The sequence below is a fragment of the Sporosarcina sp. CAU 1771 genome, assembly GCF_054482775.1.
Genome location: NZ_JBTLRN010000028.1, coordinates 1 through 17,506, shown reverse-complemented (window position 1 = coordinate 17,506; position 17,506 = coordinate 1). Strand labels below are relative to the sequence as shown.

Annotated in this window: 17 protein-coding genes, 1 rRNA gene and 1 riboswitch; all 18 genes read right to left on the bottom strand. The window is 40.5% G+C overall.

All coding sequences use genetic code 11. The features are described 5' to 3' along the window. Nucleotides 1–137: 137 nt before the first annotated feature. The gene (locus tag ACXYMX_RS14700; RefSeq protein ID WP_459045008.1) at nt 138–845 is read right to left on the bottom strand and encodes an ABC transporter permease; all 708 of its coding nucleotides are present in this window, start codon (nt 843–845) and stop codon (nt 138–140) included. Further along, nucleotides 842–1,690, bottom strand: coding sequence for an ABC transporter ATP-binding protein (locus ACXYMX_RS14695; RefSeq protein ID WP_459045007.1), 849 nt, complete (start codon nt 1,688–1,690; stop codon nt 842–844). The genes ACXYMX_RS14700 and ACXYMX_RS14695 overlap by 4 nt, the downstream gene beginning before the upstream one ends. A 119-nt stretch (nt 1,691–1,809) precedes the next feature. Further along, nucleotides 1,810–2,832 carry a LytTR family transcriptional regulator DNA-binding domain-containing protein gene (locus ACXYMX_RS14690; protein WP_459045006.1) on the bottom strand — a complete coding sequence of 341 codons (1,023 nt, stop codon included), beginning with the start codon at nt 2,830–2,832 and terminating at the stop codon, nt 1,810–1,812. Between the two features lie 114 nt (nt 2,833–2,946). After that, complete coding sequence (purD, locus tag ACXYMX_RS14685; protein ID WP_459045005.1) at nt 2,947–4,206, bottom strand: phosphoribosylamine--glycine ligase; 1,260 nt, start codon at nt 4,204–4,206, stop codon at nt 2,947–2,949. A gap of 13 nt (nt 4,207–4,219) precedes the next feature. Further along, on the bottom strand, nt 4,220–5,755 hold the full coding sequence (gene purH, locus ACXYMX_RS14680) for a bifunctional phosphoribosylaminoimidazolecarboxamide formyltransferase/IMP cyclohydrolase (RefSeq protein ID WP_459045004.1): 1,536 nt from the start codon (nt 5,753–5,755) through the stop codon (nt 4,220–4,222). A 39-nt stretch (nt 5,756–5,794) separates the two neighbouring features. Further along, a complete protein-coding gene (gene purN, locus ACXYMX_RS14675) occupies nt 5,795–6,367 on the bottom strand; it encodes a phosphoribosylglycinamide formyltransferase (protein ID WP_459045003.1) in 573 nt (190 codons plus the stop codon). Continuing rightward, nucleotides 6,364–7,422: a phosphoribosylformylglycinamidine cyclo-ligase gene (purM, locus tag ACXYMX_RS14670; RefSeq protein WP_459045002.1), complete on the bottom strand. Its 1,059-nt coding sequence runs from the start codon at nt 7,420–7,422 to the stop codon at nt 6,364–6,366. Before purM ends, purN begins: the two co-directional genes overlap by 4 nt. A 12-nt stretch (nt 7,423–7,434) precedes the next feature. Further along, complete coding sequence (gene purF, locus ACXYMX_RS14665; protein WP_459045001.1) at nt 7,435–8,859, bottom strand: amidophosphoribosyltransferase; 1,425 nt, start codon at nt 8,857–8,859, stop codon at nt 7,435–7,437. Continuing rightward, entirely contained in the window at nt 8,844–11,066 is a 2,223-nt protein-coding gene (gene purL / locus ACXYMX_RS14660; protein ID WP_459045000.1) for a phosphoribosylformylglycinamidine synthase subunit PurL, read from the bottom strand. The genes purF and purL overlap by 16 nt, the downstream gene beginning before the upstream one ends. Further along, nucleotides 11,050–11,733, bottom strand: coding sequence for a phosphoribosylformylglycinamidine synthase subunit PurQ (gene purQ, locus ACXYMX_RS14655; protein WP_459044999.1), 684 nt, complete (start codon nt 11,731–11,733; stop codon nt 11,050–11,052). Before purQ ends, purL begins: the two co-directional genes overlap by 17 nt. Then, a complete protein-coding gene (purS, locus tag ACXYMX_RS14650; protein ID WP_459044998.1) occupies nt 11,730–11,981 on the bottom strand; it encodes a phosphoribosylformylglycinamidine synthase subunit PurS in 252 nt (83 codons plus the stop codon). The genes purQ and purS overlap by 4 nt, the downstream gene beginning before the upstream one ends. 48 nt (nt 11,982–12,029) lie before the next feature. Continuing rightward, nucleotides 12,030–13,151, bottom strand: a complete 1,122-nt coding sequence (purK, locus tag ACXYMX_RS14645; protein ID WP_459044997.1) for a 5-(carboxyamino)imidazole ribonucleotide synthase — start codon at nt 13,149–13,151, stop codon at nt 12,030–12,032. Further along, the gene (gene purE / locus ACXYMX_RS14640; RefSeq protein ID WP_459044996.1) at nt 13,148–13,636 is read right to left on the bottom strand and encodes a 5-(carboxyamino)imidazole ribonucleotide mutase; all 489 of its coding nucleotides are present in this window, start codon (nt 13,634–13,636) and stop codon (nt 13,148–13,150) included. Before purE ends, purK begins: the two co-directional genes overlap by 4 nt. A 171-nt stretch (nt 13,637–13,807) precedes the next feature. Continuing rightward, a riboswitch (purine riboswitch) is annotated at nt 13,808–13,907 on the bottom strand. Nucleotides 13,908–13,987: 80 nt separating this feature from the next. Then, on the bottom strand, nt 13,988–14,173 hold the full coding sequence (locus ACXYMX_RS14635) for an NETI motif-containing protein (protein WP_459044995.1): 186 nt from the start codon (nt 14,171–14,173) through the stop codon (nt 13,988–13,990). After that, nucleotides 14,170–14,691 carry a DUF2179 domain-containing protein gene (locus tag ACXYMX_RS14630; RefSeq protein ID WP_459045028.1) on the bottom strand — a complete coding sequence of 174 codons (522 nt, stop codon included), beginning with the start codon at nt 14,689–14,691 and terminating at the stop codon, nt 14,170–14,172. Before ACXYMX_RS14630 ends, ACXYMX_RS14635 begins: the two co-directional genes overlap by 4 nt. 172 nt (nt 14,692–14,863) lie before the next feature. Then, nucleotides 14,864–16,018, bottom strand: coding sequence for an RNA-guided endonuclease InsQ/TnpB family protein (locus ACXYMX_RS14625; RefSeq protein WP_459044994.1), 1,155 nt, complete (start codon nt 16,016–16,018; stop codon nt 14,864–14,866). Then, nucleotides 16,002–16,616: an IS607 family transposase gene (locus ACXYMX_RS14620; protein WP_459044993.1), complete on the bottom strand. Its 615-nt coding sequence runs from the start codon at nt 16,614–16,616 to the stop codon at nt 16,002–16,004. Before ACXYMX_RS14620 ends, ACXYMX_RS14625 begins: the two co-directional genes overlap by 17 nt. Nucleotides 16,617–17,381: 765 nt before the next feature. Then, nucleotides 17,382–17,497 (bottom strand): 5S ribosomal RNA (gene rrf / locus ACXYMX_RS14615). Nucleotides 17,498–17,506 lie beyond the last annotated feature (9 nt).

The following is a 17,506-nucleotide window of genomic DNA, read 5'->3' as shown; positions in this document are numbered from 1 at the left end:
TCCATCTCATTTTACAAATAAAGTAATCGTTTATTTTCAGTATACGATATCCTGACTAACAATTCCTTATGGAAAAATAAAAAACCGAATCGATAGACATCTGTATATGTCCACGATTCGGTAAAACCTTTAGCCGCCTAGTCTTTCATTTTTTTATTAAACACAACTGTTGTCAAAATAATTACTAATACTACCCATGCAGCAATAACTCCAAAATGAGTCCATAGATGAATGAGTCCTGCACCATTTTCTACTTTTATGGCAATCTCCACTAGTTGCATATTTGGTGTATAATCCAACACTTTCACAATTGGATATTTGTCCTCAAACATCGAGAAAAAAGATCCAAAACCGAATATAAACATAAATGGCATAATAATAACAGATGCTTCCATGACAGATTTGGCAAGTAAACCAAGAAGTGTTCCTAAACCGATAAAAAAGATCGTACTGAATAGAATTGCGATTGTTATTACGAAAACATTCTCAGGTCGATAACCAGATATTAAAGCTCCGATTATCACAGTAATTACTGTTGCTATCAAGCTTAACAAACTTTTTCCACCGAGTATTTCCAATGTTGAAGCAGGAGAAAGCATTAGACCGCGTAGCGTATTTTTCTCTTTCTCTTCAGCTATTAAACTACATTGTACAAATGTCGCGACAATAACCATCGTCAAATTGATGACCATATAATGACCTTCAATCGCAGTACTACTCATCTTACCCAAAACAAATGCTACTACTAGCGGCATAAGTGCAGAAACTGAAACAGCTGAATTTCTTGAAAGATCTTTAAAATCTTTCTGAAATATAGCATTGACACGCCTCATTGATAAATTCAAACTAAATTCCTCCCTGTAACTTCGACAAAGATATCGCCTAATGTCGGTTCATTTGAATGAATCGCTACAATGCTGTTTGACGACATATAATCAAACATTTGTTGCGCTCCTTCATCCGTTGTCTTGAGCACGACTTTTTCGTCATTCTTCAGTTCAACTGTAACTGTCGAGTTTGAAAAACGTTTTCGCAACTTACTAGGTTCATCCATAAGCCGGATTTGACCTTTATTTAAAAAGGCGACTCTGTCACAAAGTAACTCAGCCTCATTCATATCATGTGTCGTAAGGAATATTGTCGTCCCACGTGCATTCAATTCACGAAGTCCATTATGAATATGCTGTGAATTTACGGGATCGAGTGCGGATGTCGGTTCATCAAGGAAAAGGAGCTCAGGTTCATGCAACAATGTACGAGCTAGCGTTACCCGTTGAAGCATCCCTTTTGATAGTTTTGAAACGACCTTTTTCTTTTCACTTTTTAAATTCACGATATCAAGCACTTCTTCGATTCTCTTCACCGGCACTCCATATAAATCGCAAAATAATTTCAAATTATCGTAGATGGATAACCTGCCGTACAATCCGCTATTATCTGTTAGTACACCGATTTTCTTTCTTGCACTCCCTTTTTTCATCCCCGAAACCGACTCCCCAAATACGGTTGCTTTTCCAGTTGTTTGATTTAATTGACCGGTTAATATTTTAATTGTTGTCGTTTTTCCGGAACCACTTGGGCCAAGAAATCCAAAAATCTCTCCTTTTTTAACGTGGAAATTTACGTCTTCAAGTGCCATTTGATTCGCAAAAACTTTTTCCAATGATTGAACTTCGATGATATTTTCCATTGTCTACCTCCTGAAATATACAAGTTGTGCATTTGTAACTGCATCTTCAGATTAAGGTAGTTTTGTTGAATTCACCGCATATTTCCCGTGAAAAGAGCCTATTTAGGGGTGAATGGAGCTTATTTCAGGCCCAACATCTCTTTTAACTCAGCCATTTTTGATTTTGAAAGAGGAATGTTCGACTTTTTTTCATCGTCCAAAACTAAACTATAACTATTTCTCGTCCACGTGATGACCTCACGAACTTTTTGAAGGTTCACGATATACGATCTGTGACAGCGGAAAAAACCGAAATGTCTCAGACGCTCCTCAAGCTCATTTAAGGTAAACGTCGTTGGAAATTCCTCTCCATTTACATGGAGCGCAGATTGACCTTCATTGCTTTCTATGTAATCAATTTCTGGTGGATCAAAAAGGACAATTTTTTCATTTATCCTCGTCGGTATTTTTTCAAATCGGACCGGCTGAATTTCTTCCGGATTGATTTCGTCCGGTTCTTCATTAGCAGCTATTTCGTCTTCCATATGTATTTCGTGCAAACCCTTTTCATCCAGCTTATATACTTTATCTGCCAAAGTTACTGCACTTTCCATATTCCCTGTAAGAATGAGCACACTTTTTGCTTTCTCTCGAAATTCTTCTAACATTAAAATCAATACACGTTGCATTTCAATATCTATATTTTGGTCGGGCTCTTCAATAATAAGGTGTTTTGGATTTTGAATTAGAAGTTTTGCAAATTGAATTCGTCTTTGTTCCGAGTAGGATAATTTCATAATCCGCACTTTCCGCTTCTCTTCAAGATGTACTTTACGTAAAACCTCTGATAGTGAAAGTTCCGTATTGTAAAGTTTACGGTAGAAATTAAGCTGATCCGCCACAGTTAAACGTTCATACAGCCCTTCATTCAAAAATAAAAATCCGATTTTCGAAAGATCCACTTTCGAAATCCCGGTGTCTCCCACGATAATCTCTCCGTTTGAAATTGGTATTTTCATTGTAAGCATTTGTAAGATTGTTTCCCGCACGTTTAGGTTGGAGTGGACTGACGTTACTTGCTTAGTTTGTACATGTAAATCAAATGCAGGAAAAACAAGTGAATCATTCAATCGTTTCTCAACATTTTTAAATTGTAAACTCATTTTCTCTTCACCTTTCGAATTGCATTGTCTCTTAGTATAAATGTTTTGATGATTCCTGCAACTGAGTTTTTCCATTAAAAAAGTTCGCTCTCCCAATTTTGAGAGAGCGAACTTTTATTCAAACGTACGCCAGCCAATATCCTTCCGATAGAAGAATCCATCCCATTCGAGTTGGGACAAGCCTTTATATACGTCTTCTTGTGCTTGTTTTAATGAATCTGCTTTTGCAGTTACAAGAATGACTCGCCCGCCGTTACCGACAAATCCAGTGTCACTCGCTTTCGTTCCCGCATGGAATACATCTAAACCTTGCGCTGATAAAACATCAAAGTTTGGAAGTGCAGCCCCTTTTACAACATCTCCGGGGTAATTTTCTGCCGCAACGACAACGCCTAACATTGCTTGGTCATTCCATTTTAAATCATATGGTTTACTTTCCATAAGAGCTGACATAAATTCTCCAAAATCGGATGCCATACGAGGCAGAACAACTTGTGTTTCCGGGTCTCCGAAACGAGCGTTGAACTCTATCGTTTTTGGACCGTCTTCAGTTAAAATGAGTCCTGCATATAGAATTCCTGTAAACGGAACACCTTCTGCCGCCATCGCTTCAACTGTTGGAACAACCACTTTATCGTACGCTTCTTGGACAACTGCATCAGAAATTTGTGGAACTGGTGAATAAGCTCCCATGCCGCCTGTATTTGGACCCTTATCGCCGTCATACGCTCGCTTATGGTCTTGTGCAACAACCATCGGGTAAATCTGCCCATCATGGACAAACGACATGTACGAGAACTCCTCGCCGTCCAGAAACTCTTCGATGACGACTTTAGATGAAGACTCTCCAAATTTCTGGTTTCCAATCATATCATCAACAGCATCTAACGCCTCATCTAGGGTCATTGCTACAATAACACCTTTTCCAGCCGCCAATCCGTCTGCTTTTACAACGATTGGCGCACCTTGTTCACGGATAAAAGCTTTTGCTTCTTCTGCATCTGTAAATGTACCGTAACCTGCTGTAGGTATGTTGTATTTTGCCATTAGTTCTTTCGCAAATGACTTACTGCCTTCGATTTGTGCCGCCGCTTTCGTTGGACCGAATGCTGTTAATCCACGTTCAGTAAAATAGTCGACAATTCCTTCCGCAAGAGGCTGCTCTGGACCAACAAATGTTAAGTCAACTGCATTTTCTTTGGCGAATGAAACAAGTGCTTCGAAGTCTGTCGCATGAATATTTACACATTCAGCATCGTTTTTCATGCCGTCATTGCCTGGTGCTACAAATACTTTATCGACAGAAGGGGAGACATTGAACTGTCTAGCAATCGCGTGTTCACGACCGCCACTCCCGATAACGAGTACTTTCAATGCATTTCCCTCCTTAGTGTTTGAAATGGCGAACGCCTGTCATTACCATTGTAATTCCATATTCATTTGCTTTCATAATCGAATCTGCATCTTTCACAGATCCACCTGGTTGAATGATTGCGGTGATGCCTGCTTTTGCTGCGGCTTCAACCGTATCATCCATTGGGAAAAACGCGTCTGAAGCAAGTGCTGCACCTTTTGCTCGCTCGCCCGCTTGAGTGAGTGCAATATTTGCCGCTCCTACACGGTTCATTTGTCCCGCGCCAACGCCGAGTGTCATATGGTCATCGGAAACAACAATCGCGTTCGACTTCACATGCTTTACAACTGCCCAACCAAGTTTCATCGCTTTCCATTCTTCCTCAGTCGGCTCACGGTCTGTTGCAACTTGAATATCTGCATCTGCAAATCCAAATGCATCCGGTTGTTGCATAAGTAATCCGCCTTCAACAGAAACAGTATTCCACTTGTCTTTTTTATGTTGATCAAAAGAGATTGTCAATAAGCGAATGTTTTTCTTCTTCGTTAAAATATCAATTGCTTCATCTGAGAATGAAGGAGCAATAATGATTTCAAGGAAAATGCCAGACAACTTCTCAGCTGTAGCTTTGTCTACTTCACGATTTAAAGCAACAATTCCACCAAAAATCGACATAGAATCTGCTTCATATGCTTTACTAAACGCATCAAAAACTGTTTCGCCTGTTCCAACACCACAAGGATTCATATGCTTAACAGCAACGGCTGCTGCTATATCAAATTCTTTAACAATTTGAATCGCTGCGTTTGCATCTTGAATGTTGTTATACGAAAGCTCTTTTCCGTGTATTTGATTCGCATAAGCAATCGAGAAATCCGATCCAAGTGGTCGGCTGTAAAATGCTGCTTGTTGGTGAGGATTTTCACCGTATCGAAGTGGTTGTTTTAGTTCATATGTATATGTAACCTGCTCCGGGAATTCTTCGCCTGTTAGATCTGTTAAATAGCCAGAAATAAGTGCGTCATAAGCTGCCGTGTGACGGAATACTTTTGCTGCCAAACGTCTACGCGTTTCAAGTGTCGTTTTTCCGTCAGCTTGTAGCTCGGAAATAACTTGAGCATAATCTTCTGCGTTCACAATTACAGTGACATACGCATGGTTTTTAGCAGATGCACGGAGCATTGCCGGTCCACCAATGTCGATGTTTTCAATTGCATCTTCTGTAGAAACATCAGGTTTTGAAATCGTTTCTTTAAAAGGATATAAGTTCACGCAAACGATATCGATTGGTTGAATGCCGTGTTCTTCCATTTGTGCAATGTGAGAAGGGTCATCTTGTTTAGCTAACAATCCACCGTGAATAAGTGGGTTTAATGTTTTAACGCGACCTTCCATAATTTCAGGGAACCCCGTAATTTCATCAACAGCAGTTACAGCCACGCCGTTATCTGCTAAATGTTTCATTGTCCCGCCTGTAGATAATAATTCATAGCCAAGACCTTCTAGCACCTTTGCAAATTCCAAGATACCACTTTTGTCCGACACGCTTAAGAGTGCACGTTTTTTCACGAATAAAACCCTCCATTTTTCTTAAGTAAAATTTGTATATTACCGAATAAATAGATCGCTCAAAGTTTCTGTATAAAGTACGTGTTCAATTTTGTGAATCGCTTCGGCTGTTTTTTCAATGTTCCCAGGAACAACATCCACTGCACGTTGAGCAAGAATTGGACCTGTGTCCATTCCTTCGTCTACTAAGTGAACGGTCACGCCAGTTACTTTTACGCCGTGTTCAACCGCTTGTTCAATCGCATCTTTTCCAGGAAATGATGGAAGAAGCGATGGGTGAATGTTTACGATGCGTGATGGATATGCAGTTAACAGAGGCTGTCCTACGAGTCGCATATAGCCTGCTAGAACGAGCCATTCTACACCCGCGTCTTGAAGTGCAGTGAGGATGGCTTCTTCATAAGCATCTTTTGTTTCATATTCCTTTGGCAAGAATACAACACTTGGAATTGAAGCCTTTTTAGCACGCTCGATTGCATAAGCTTCAGGTTTATTCGTCACCATAAGTGCAATCTCAGCATTCAACTCACCACTGGCACAAGCATTTGCTAGTGCTTCAAAATTACTGCCGCTTCCAGAAGCGAAAACGGCAAGTTTAACTTTGTTACTCATTCCGACAGGCTCCCGTCGTGCTCACCTGTAAATGATACGCCTTTACCAGCAATAACTCGACCGATTTTAAAGGCTTTTTCTCCGTGTTCAACCGCAATTTGAATTGCTGCATCTACTTGGTCGGCAGGAAGTGCAATAACAAATCCTACGCCCATGTTAAAGACGCTGTATAAATCTTTGTCTGTGAGTTCGCCTTTTTCTTTTAGCATTTTGAATACAGGAAGCACTGGCCATGAACCAAGGTCTACTTCTGCAGCAAATCCTTCAGATAACATACGTGGCAAGTTTTCAAAGAATCCTCCGCCAGTAATATGCCCCATTGAATGGACGTCAAGTTCAGCATGCATTTGTAATACTGGTTTCGCATAGATTTTTGTCGGCTCTAATAATGCTTCGCCTACAGTTCCTAATTCTTCGTAGCCTTCAATTAGCGAATCAATTGTATTTCCTTGATCTTCAAGAACAATTTTACGTACGAGTGAATAGCCATTTGAATGAATACCACTTGAAGCGATTCCGACAAGGACATCCCCTTCGGTTACTTTTTCACCTGTAACGATTTTGCTCTTTTCACAAGCGCCTACAGCAAAACCAGCTAGATCATACTCATCTACTTCATAAAGACCAGGCATTTCAGCCGTTTCTCCACCAATAAGTGCTGCGCCTGACTGAACACAACCATCCGCAATTCCTTTAACAATCGCTTCAACCTTCTCTGGCACAGCTTTTCCAAGCGCTATGTAATCGAGGAAGTAAAGTGGCTCTGCACCTTGTGCAACTATATCGTTGACACACATAGCAACACAGTCGATACCAATCGTATCGTGTTTATCTGCCATAAATGCTAATTTCAGCTTCGTACCCACACCGTCTGTACCCGAAATAAGTACAGGCTCTTTATAATCAAGTGCTGACAAGTCAAACATGCCGCCGAATCCGCCAAACGTTCCAGCAACACCTTTTCGTCCTGTACGAGCAACATGTGATTTCATCCGTTCAACTGACTCATAGCCAGCTTCGATATTAACTCCCGCTTTTTCATATGCATTCGACATAGAAAGGCCCCCTTATCTTACAGTTTCTTTTTCATGTGGCAATACTGTATCTCGGTAAATATCTGTCGGATATTCTCCAGTGAAACAAGCTAGGCACTGCCCACAATTTTTCATCGTGTCTGGTCTTCCTATTGATTCGAGCATGCCTTCTGGTGTAAGAAATGTTAGCGAATCTGCATTGATAAGCTCACGTATTTCTTCGATTGATCGGTTCGTCGCAATCAATTCAGAATCCGTACTAATGTCGACACCATAAAAACATGGACTGACAAGCGGTGGTGAAGCAATCACTACATGTACTTCCGTCGCTCCCGCTTCTTTTAACATCGTCACAATACGCTTCGACGTCGTTCCGCGAACGATTGAATCATCCACCATGACTACTCTTTTCCCTTTAACAACTTGACGCACAGGAGACAACTTCATCTTTACACCTTGTTCACGTAATTCTTGTGAAGGTTGGATGAATGTTCTTCCAACGTATCGGCTTTTGATTAACCCAAGTTCATAAGGAATACCACTTTCTTCGGAAAAACCAATTGCCGCAGAAATACTTGAATCGGGAACACCCGTAACGACATCAGCTTCAATATTTATTTCACGAGCGAGTCGTTTTCCACAACGTTTACGTGCCGAGTGAATATTAATATCATCTATATTTGAGTCTGGACGTGCGAAGTATACATATTCCATCGAGCACATTGCCGAGTCTCCAGCAGGTGCAAATCGGTCAGAATGAAGCCCTTTACTATTTATCGTAATAAGTTCTCCTGGTTCAACAGATCGAACCCATTCCGCACCAATGATATCAAATGCACATGTTTCTGAAGCGACTACCCAGGCTTCTCCTAGTTTCCCTATCGATAGGGGGCGTATGCCATTTGGATCTTGTGCAATCATTAGTCCATCTTCCGTCAACATCACAAATGCAAAGGCACCCTTTAACATAGATAAAGCCTTTTTCACACGATCACGCTGATTTAAAGACCCACTGCTTCGTTTAATTAAATGCGCAAGTACTTCTGTATCTGAATTTGTTTGAAATATACTTCCTTGACGTTCCAAATGTTCACGCAACTCGCTAGCATTTACAATATTTCCATTGTGAGCAAGCGAAAGACTGCCTGTTGTTGAACGGAACACTAACGGCTGAACATTTTCAATGCCGCGACCATTTTCAGTCGTATAACGTACTTGTGCAATCGCCATATTCCCTTTTAATTTTGTAATTTCATTTCCAGAAAATACGTCGTTGACAAGTCCTTCGCCTTTAACAACATGGAGACCCTTGTCATCCATTGTAACGATACCTGCACCTTCTTGACCACGGTGTTGCAGGGCGTGCAGACCATAATAACTGATCTGCGCCGCATCTTCATGACCCCAAATGCCGAACACGCCGCACTCTTCGTTTAGGCCTCTTAGTTCAGCAAGCATTCAATAGCGCCTCCCCATGCAGATTCGTACTCCTCAACCGTTCCATCAATAAGAACGGATCCGTTTTCTCCGTTTACTATGATTCGTGCATCATCTGTAACTACACCAATTTTCAGTGCATCTTTTACTGTATCTTCAAACGCTTTAGCGTGTTCTTCTTTTACCGTAACAAGAAAACGTGATTGTGTTTCACTGAATAAAGTCGTAACAGCCGATCCTGAAACAGTTACATTTACGCCCAATCCTTCTGTTCCGAATGCTTTTTCACACAATGCTACTGCAAATCCACCTTCTGATAAATCCGTTGCAGATTGTACGAGGTGATTTTGAATCGCTGTAAGCAGTTCCTTTTGTCGAATTGCTTCGACATCTAAGTCAATTGCAGGTGCTTGTCCTGAAATCTTTCCTTCTGTCATTTGTTGAAGTTCACTTCCACCGAAATCAAGTGTAGTTTCTCCAATCATATATACTAAATCGCCCGCTTGTTTGCATTCAGTAGTAGTTACCTGAGACAAATCATGTACCAGTCCTACCATTCCAATCGTTGGAGTTGGATAAATTGGAACACCATTTACTTCATTGGATAACGAAACGTTTCCGCTAATTACAGGTGCATTCAATTTACGACATGCGTCAGAAATACCTGCTGCTGACTTCTCAAACTGCCAAAACACTTCCGGTTTGTCTGGACTACCAAAGTTTAGACAATCCGTAATGGCGATTGGCTCCGCTCCTGAACAAATCAGGTTACGTGCTGCTTCAGCAACTGCTATTTTACCGCCTGTTTCTGGATCCAAATACACATAGCGCGAGTTACAATCAGAAGTCATTGCTAAGCCTTTATTTGTTCCATCCACACGAATAACTCCCGCAGAAGAACCCGGTGCAACAACTGTATTTCGACGGGCATGCGTGTCAAACTGATTATAAACCCACTCTTTCGAAGCAATTGTCGGACGTTGTAATAGTGCTTTTAATGTTTCAGTCAAATCAGCAACAACAGGCTCAGTCATTTCCATTGCTTGAAATTCACGATAATACGCCGGTTCTTCTGATTTCTTATGATACACAGGTGCATCTTCAGCAAGCGCATCCGCTGATACTTCTGCAACTACTTCTCCTTTATGTAAAAGACGTAGCATTTTGTCATCTGTTACTTTCCCTATAGAAACGGCTTCAACGCCATAGCTTGCAAATAAATCGATCACTTCTTGTTCGCGACCTTTTTTAACAACTATCAGCATACGTTCTTGTGATTCTGACAGCATCATTTCATACGCCGTCATACCTTCTTCACGTTGTGGCACAAGATCTAGATTCATCTCAACGCCATAACCTGCGCTTGATGCCATTTCTGCCGATGCTGAAGTAAGTCCAGCGGCTCCCATATCTTGAATCCCAATAAGTGCATCTGATTTCACAAGCTCAAGACATGCATCCATGACTAGTTTTTCTAAGAATGGATCTCCTGCTTGCATAACAGGTAATTCAGCCTTTTCACCAACGGCTACTTCTGATGAAGACATTGTTGCTCCGTGTATACCATCGCGGCCAGTTTGAGCACCTGCATACATCACTGTATTGCCAACACCTGCAGCTACACCTTTTTGAATATCTTCATGATTCAATAAACCCACAGCCATTGCATTGACAAGCGGACGTTTTGAATAACAATTATCAAATTGGACTTCACCAGCAATCGTTGGAATTCCGATGCCATTACCGTAGCTCGCAATACCAGCTACTGCTTCCTCGAATAAAAAGCGGTCGCGTGCATCTGTAAGGTCTCCGAATCTAAGTGAGTTAACTAGCGCAACTGGACGTGCTCCCATTGAAAACACATCACGAAGTACTCCACCTGCTCCTGTCGCCGCACCAATGAATGGCTCGATTGCTGATGGTGAATTATGTGACTCCATTTTGAATACAGCTGCTTGGTTATCGCCTATATCGACAATTCCCGCACCTTCACCTGGACCTTGAAGAACACGAGGACCTTCTGTCGGAAATTTGCGCAGAACTGGTTTCGAGCTTTTATATGAACAGTGCTCAGACCACATTGCCGAAAACAAACCTGTTTCCGTATAGTTTGGCTGACGACCTAAAATGTCTACTGCACGGTTAAATTCTTCTTCAGACATTCCCATTTGAAGATAAAGTTTTTCCTCTTGAACTTGTTTTGCGTTAGGCTCATGCATTGTTGACATTTTTTTCACTCCACCTTTTCAAAATAGAATTGAATAGAGACAATCCGTCCGTTCCTCCAATAATCTCTTCAACTGCGCGTTCAGGAAGTGGCATCATACCAAGTACATTCCCTTGTTTATTTAATACACCGGCTATGTTAGCAGTGCTATCATCTTCGTTATCTACATAAGTAAAGGCAATCCTGTTTTCACCTTTAAGTTCAGCAGCTGTTTCTTCATCTACGTAATAGTTCCCGTATTGATGAGCAAACGGAAGCGTTATTTCTGTGTCGCCTTCATAAGCATTTGTAAAAACTGAATCTGCGTTAGCGATATTAAGTTTTGCTTTTCCTGACTTAAACTTTAAGCCTTTATTCGGCAAGAAAGCGCCCGGAAGAATACCTGTCTCTGCAAGTATTTGAAAGCCATTCCCTACACCTAAAACAGGTTTTCCAGTTTCAACAAACTTTTTCAGCTCCGCAATTGCTGGTGAACTTTTAGCAAGAGCACCTGGTCGGAGGTAATCACCGTACGATGCACCCGTCGGAATTAATACCGCGTCGAACTGTTCTAGCTGCGCATTTGAATGCTGAACGTATTCAACGTCTTCTCCAAGTACTTCTTTCACCGCGTGGTGCATATCAACGTCACAGCCGGATCCCGGAAAAACTAAGACAGCGAACTTCATTTGCTCGCAACCTCCCCAACTTCAAATCGATAATCTTCAATTACTTCATTTACTAGAAGTTTTTCACACATTTCTTTTACCCGTGCTTCGATATCCGTAGTTGAATCTAGCTCGAGTTCAATAAGTCTTCCAATGCGAACATTCGCCACTTCGTTATACCCCATTGTAGTCAGTGCCTCTTTTGCTGCAATTCCTTGTGGATCAACAACACTTTCACGAAGTGTCACATATACGTTAACTTTAGTCATGTCTTTTTCCTCCTAAATAGTAAGTAGATTGATTCAAAGTTGTTCGTTTTATTCAGCCCAAATTCCTGTAGAGTCGACCTCTTGTAGCGTACTTTCAATGTCTTCAGTCATAATTGTGACATGTCCCATTTTCCGCATCAACTTAGCTTCCGCTTTTCCATATAAGTGAATGGACCAATCGGGATGATCCTTAATTGCATTACTAAGCGGTGTTACATGTTCACCTAGCACATTCACCATTATGGATGGTCCCCATAATTTAGGTTTTCTGAGTGGCCATCCACAAATTGCACGGATATGCTGGTGAAACTGTGAAACATTACAGGCTTCAATTGAATAGTGCCCAGAGTTATGTGGACGTGGTGCCAATTCATTTATAATAATTTCATTATTTTCAAGTACAAACATTTCTACAGCTAGTGTACCCACAAGTTCTAAATGATTCGCAATTTTAGTTGCGGCCTCTTCAGCTTGTTCCAAAACAACCGATTGAACTCGAGCCGGCACAATTGATTCATGTAGAATATGATTTTTATGAATATTTTCAGCAATTGGCAAGCAATAGGACTCGCCTTCTGCATTGCGTTGAATGATTACAGAGATTTCTTTTTCAAACGGAACAAAGGCTTCTGCAATACAAGCTGAATGCTCAAAAAGTGGTTCTGCTTCATGAAGTTCTTCTTGTGAGTCGAGCTTCACTTGGCCTTTGCCATCATACCCTCCGTAAGCTGTTTTCACGATACAAGGGAATCCAACTTCTTCTATTTTAGAAGTTAGCTCCTCGAAAGTTTGTGCAGTAATATAGTTTGCAACCGGAGCACCCGATCTAGTGATTTCAGCCTTTTCATTGATACGGTTTTGCGTAATTCGAACAAGTTCTGCACCTTGTGGGACATGTGCAATCTTAGAAAGACGTTTTAACCCTTCATAATCTATGTTTTCAAATTCATATGTAATCACGTCACTAACTTCACCAAGTTCTTCAAGTGCAGATTCATCATTATAAGGAGCTACAATTCGGATATCAGCAATTTGACCACATGGTGAGTCCATTACCGGATCAAGAACAGCAATTTTAAATCCTGCCTCTTTAGCCGCAAGACCCATCATTCTTCCAAGTTGACCTCCACCGATAATTCCGATTGTTTGTCCAGGTAAGATTGTTTTCATAGTAGGTCACCTGTACTTTCTATAGAAGCATTCCGATTTTCCTGACGACGTTCTTCAAATCTCTTTAATACTTCACTATCGTTTATACCAATTATTTGAGCTGCAAAAAGGCCAGCGTTTGTCGCTCCTGCTTTTCCAATAGCCATAGTAGCTACAGGAACACCGCCCGGCATTTGAACAATCGATAATAGTGAATCCATTCCATTTAGAGCCTTCGACTGGATAGGAACACCAATTACAGGCAATAATGTTTTAGACGCAACCATTCCAGGTAAGTGAGCTGCTCCACCAGCTCCAGCAACAATGACTTGGATTCCGCGCTTCTGTGCTTCCTCAGCGTATTCAAACATTAAATCAGGCGTGCGATGAGCCGAGACCACCTTTTTCTCATAAGGAACTGAAAGCTCGTCTAGTACATCACATGTATGTTTCATTGTTTCCCAGTCACTTTTACTTCCCATAATTACACCAATTTTAGGATTCAAATCTTATCTGCTCCTTTAAATTTCGTTTTGTAAATAGTAACTTAGTAAAAATAAAAACATCCTCGAATAATCTGCTTTTCATTTTGCATGAAAAGCAGGTCATCGGGGATGTTTAAAAAAACGCGTGAGGATGGATGCATTCATTCGTTTGCACACCTTTCGCTATCATTCCTGAATATTGCTTTCCCGCATAGTCCGGACATTACGGTGTCCTAGTAGAAACGCGAAAGCCAATTCCTTCGCATATATGGGGATTCCTATTTACTATCTATATTTTAACAAGTTCACTGTCATCCGTCAACGCAAAAGGCGAACGTTAATTCAACTTAGTTTTAGATTGTTCGTCTTTCTTCATAAAAGCACACCTTTAAACTTGATTTGCTGCCTTATCGGGATTAATTCTCCATTAACCTCTTGAAATAATGGCTCTTCTTTTCTCCCTGCTGGAGCATATCCAGCTTCATTCATTCGCTTTAAGCATTCTTCAATCGTTTCTCCATCTTCAACCTCGAACCAAATTGTTCTCTTTCGACTCATTTAAATAGTTTTCCTTTCCTTACAGTTTTCACCCAGAAACCACCATGTATTGATTTGGGTTCATAAGAGATGATAAAAGCTTTCGGATCTAATTCTTTTATTAATGCATATAAACTTAACTCATATTTGCGTGGAGTAAGTATTTGCAGTGAAGAACGAGCACCCTCTAAACCATTTGTCGACCAATCCGTCACTCCATATCCCTTATCTCTAAGTTGTTGTGGAAGTGTTTTATTTACATCTGCCGTTATAACATTGACAGTAATATATCCAAGGGCCATTTTTTCCTCTATTATTGTTCCAATAACTACCCCACACCCAAATCCTAAAGCATAGGCAATTAAGTTTTGAATTTCACTTAAATTTTCAAGTACAAGTCCAAGTCCTACTACGTAAATAACAACTTCTACCATGCTAACCGCAGCGGCAATATACCTATACCCTTTTAACGTTAAGATTAGACGTATTGTAGAAAAAGTAACGTAGATTATATTAATCGTAAAAATAATTAGTAGCATTACCAAAATAAGTACCTGCTACTAAAAACATAGAAAAATGTATTTATTTTTCTACGCTAGACAATTTCCTGCTTCTCCGTACCCCGCCTCGTCAATTGCACACTACTACGGTTGGTTAGCACTCCACAGGCGTAAATTCGGATGTAGCCCACCCTACATATATACGATTTCGTTAGGTGAGAACCGTATATTCTTTTGCGTATTTCAGATATAAACTGGCATTAAAATCTCGATCAAGTATCGTATCGCACTTGTCACAATTATATACGCGCTCAGAAAGGCTTAGATTCGTCTTCTTATTTCCACAGCTAGAACAAAGCTTGGAAGACGGATACCACTTGCCAACTATCCGAAGCTCGATGCCTTTTTCTTTGCATTTGGCTTCAAGCCATTCTCTGAATGCATATAGGTTTTGCCCAGCAATTGCTTTCGACAAGTGGCGATTCTTCATCATGCCTTTAATGTTTAAATCTTCAATCGTTAGATACGCCGGTTTGGTTTTCACCAGCGAAGCAACAACATGCCGAACATATTCTTTTCGGATGTTCGCAAGTCTAGCGTGCAATTTCTGAACAACTCCAAGTTGTTTTTGCCTGTTTTTAGCGCAGAATTCACCTCTCTCTCGATATTTATTTTGTTCATAGCTGCGACTCAGTTTCCGCTGTTGTCGCTTTAAACTTTTTTCCAATTTAATCACACGTTGCGTTTTATTACTATTTTCAAATACCACATGATGACTACAAGAAGCGAATGTAGAAATACCTACATCAATTCCAATTCCATCATGTTCAGGAACATAGGCTTCACGCACTTCTTCGACTTCACATAAAACAGAGACAAAATACCGACCCGCTTTTTGTGACAGCGTACAATTGATGACGGTGGCGTCCGTTGGAATATACCCAAATTCCTTTAAACGAACCCAGCCAATTGTCGGAACTTTAATTCGATGGCGTTCTACGGCCAAATCAGTCGCATTATTTTTTGGAAAATAAGCTTTCACATCTTGATTTCTCTTCTTTTTAAAGCGTGGAAACTTAGCAAATCCTTTAAAAAAGTTCTTAAATGCCTTATCCCCGTTTATAATCGCTTGCTTAACAGCTTTACTCGAAACGTCCTTAATCCACTGATCGCTTTCTTTTGTATGGACATTATTTAACCACTTGGAGAAATCGTAACCCGATAGGTGTTTCTTCGTCTGTTTATAGTGTTCTTGTGCGGTGTGAAGATACAAATTGTACACATAGCGACATGTACCAATCGTTCGATTCACTTTATCGACTTGTACGTCAGACAGGAGGATTTCTGTCTTAAAGGCTCTCTTCAAGTTGTTCATCCTCCTGTATGTTCTTTTTGTATTTTTGAAGTCCGGGAATGCGTTGGCTAAAGACATGAAGTATGGAAAGCAAATCTTTGACCAGTTCCTGTTGAGGTGATAATGTATCATTCTTTACGACAAGAATCCGGGCGCCCTTTTTTTCTAAGAAAGAAGAAAACCAGTCGTACCCAAAACGTATAAAACGATCTTCATGTGTAATAAGAATGGTTGTGACGTTCCCTTTAAAGCAATCGTCTAACAAAGCATTCCATTTCTTGCGTTTGTAATTCAGACCACTTCCAATGTCGGTCAACACTTCGTCTACAATGAAGCCCCTTGCGTTGGCGAAATCTCGTAAAAAAGAAAGTTGATTCGCCAAATCTTCCTTTTGACCAGCACTTGAAACACGCCCATAAATAACGATCTTCCCTACTTTATTTTCCTTCTGAATCCCCATATACGCTTCATATTGTTCGTGCGTATAAAACCTTCTTCCTTGTGGGTTTCGGTAAGCAATTAATTTATTGGCATTGTCCCAATTTTGTAACGTTTTGACTGTTACACTTAACATAGATGCAAATTCTTTTGGTTTATAAATGGTTTTCATACTCACTATTAAACTACGTGGTTATATAAAGTTACATGTTTTTGTTAACAGTTTTAAACTCCTTTAATTGCTACCAATAGCGTAATCGTATAGGGAACTGATTAACAATGCAAGTCATATAAAGTACATAATTCACTCTCAAACTTTCTTATAATTCACACACCTTATTCTTTTGGTTTGTCTACTCAATAAATCTAGGAGCTTATACAAGTGTACTTGAAATTCCATTGTATAAGTAAAGACTCTTAATGATTTTACTCTTTGTTTTATTCGCTTAGATCCTCAGTGTCTGGCTTTTCCGGATTCCTAGTCCCTTCTCACTTTGACAAACATATAGATTAAACCAAAAAAAGCCACTACCAGTTAAGATAATAACTACTTTAGTACCTAGCTACACACTACTCTTCCAGGGGGACTCCCAACTAGTATCGGCGTGTGAGCTTAACTTCCGTGTTAAAAACACTGTGCTTTTTTTTACACAAATGACGTGTAAATAAAAGCAAAACGCTAAGATTCTAAAGGAATCCTAACGCTTGGCTGCGACAGCCGATGGACTTCGGATTTCTTTGTCAGCTTCGTTCGTTCAGATCCTCGCGTATGGCATACGCTCCGGTCCTCACTCCCTTGCTTCCTCGAACTCCTTGCCCCTCCTCTTTCTCGCTGTAGGTTACTCATTGGAAAACCTAACCTTCGGTTCATTCAAATTCAATTCTTTTAGAACAAACAAAAAAAGCTATCTCCATTAAAGGAAATAACTTCTTTAGTGCCTAGCAACGTCCTACTCTTGCAGGGGGAAACCCCCAACTACCATCGGCGCTGAAGAGCTTAACTTCCGTGTTCGGTATGGGAACGGGTGTGACCTCTTCGCCATCATCACTAGACTTGTTTGA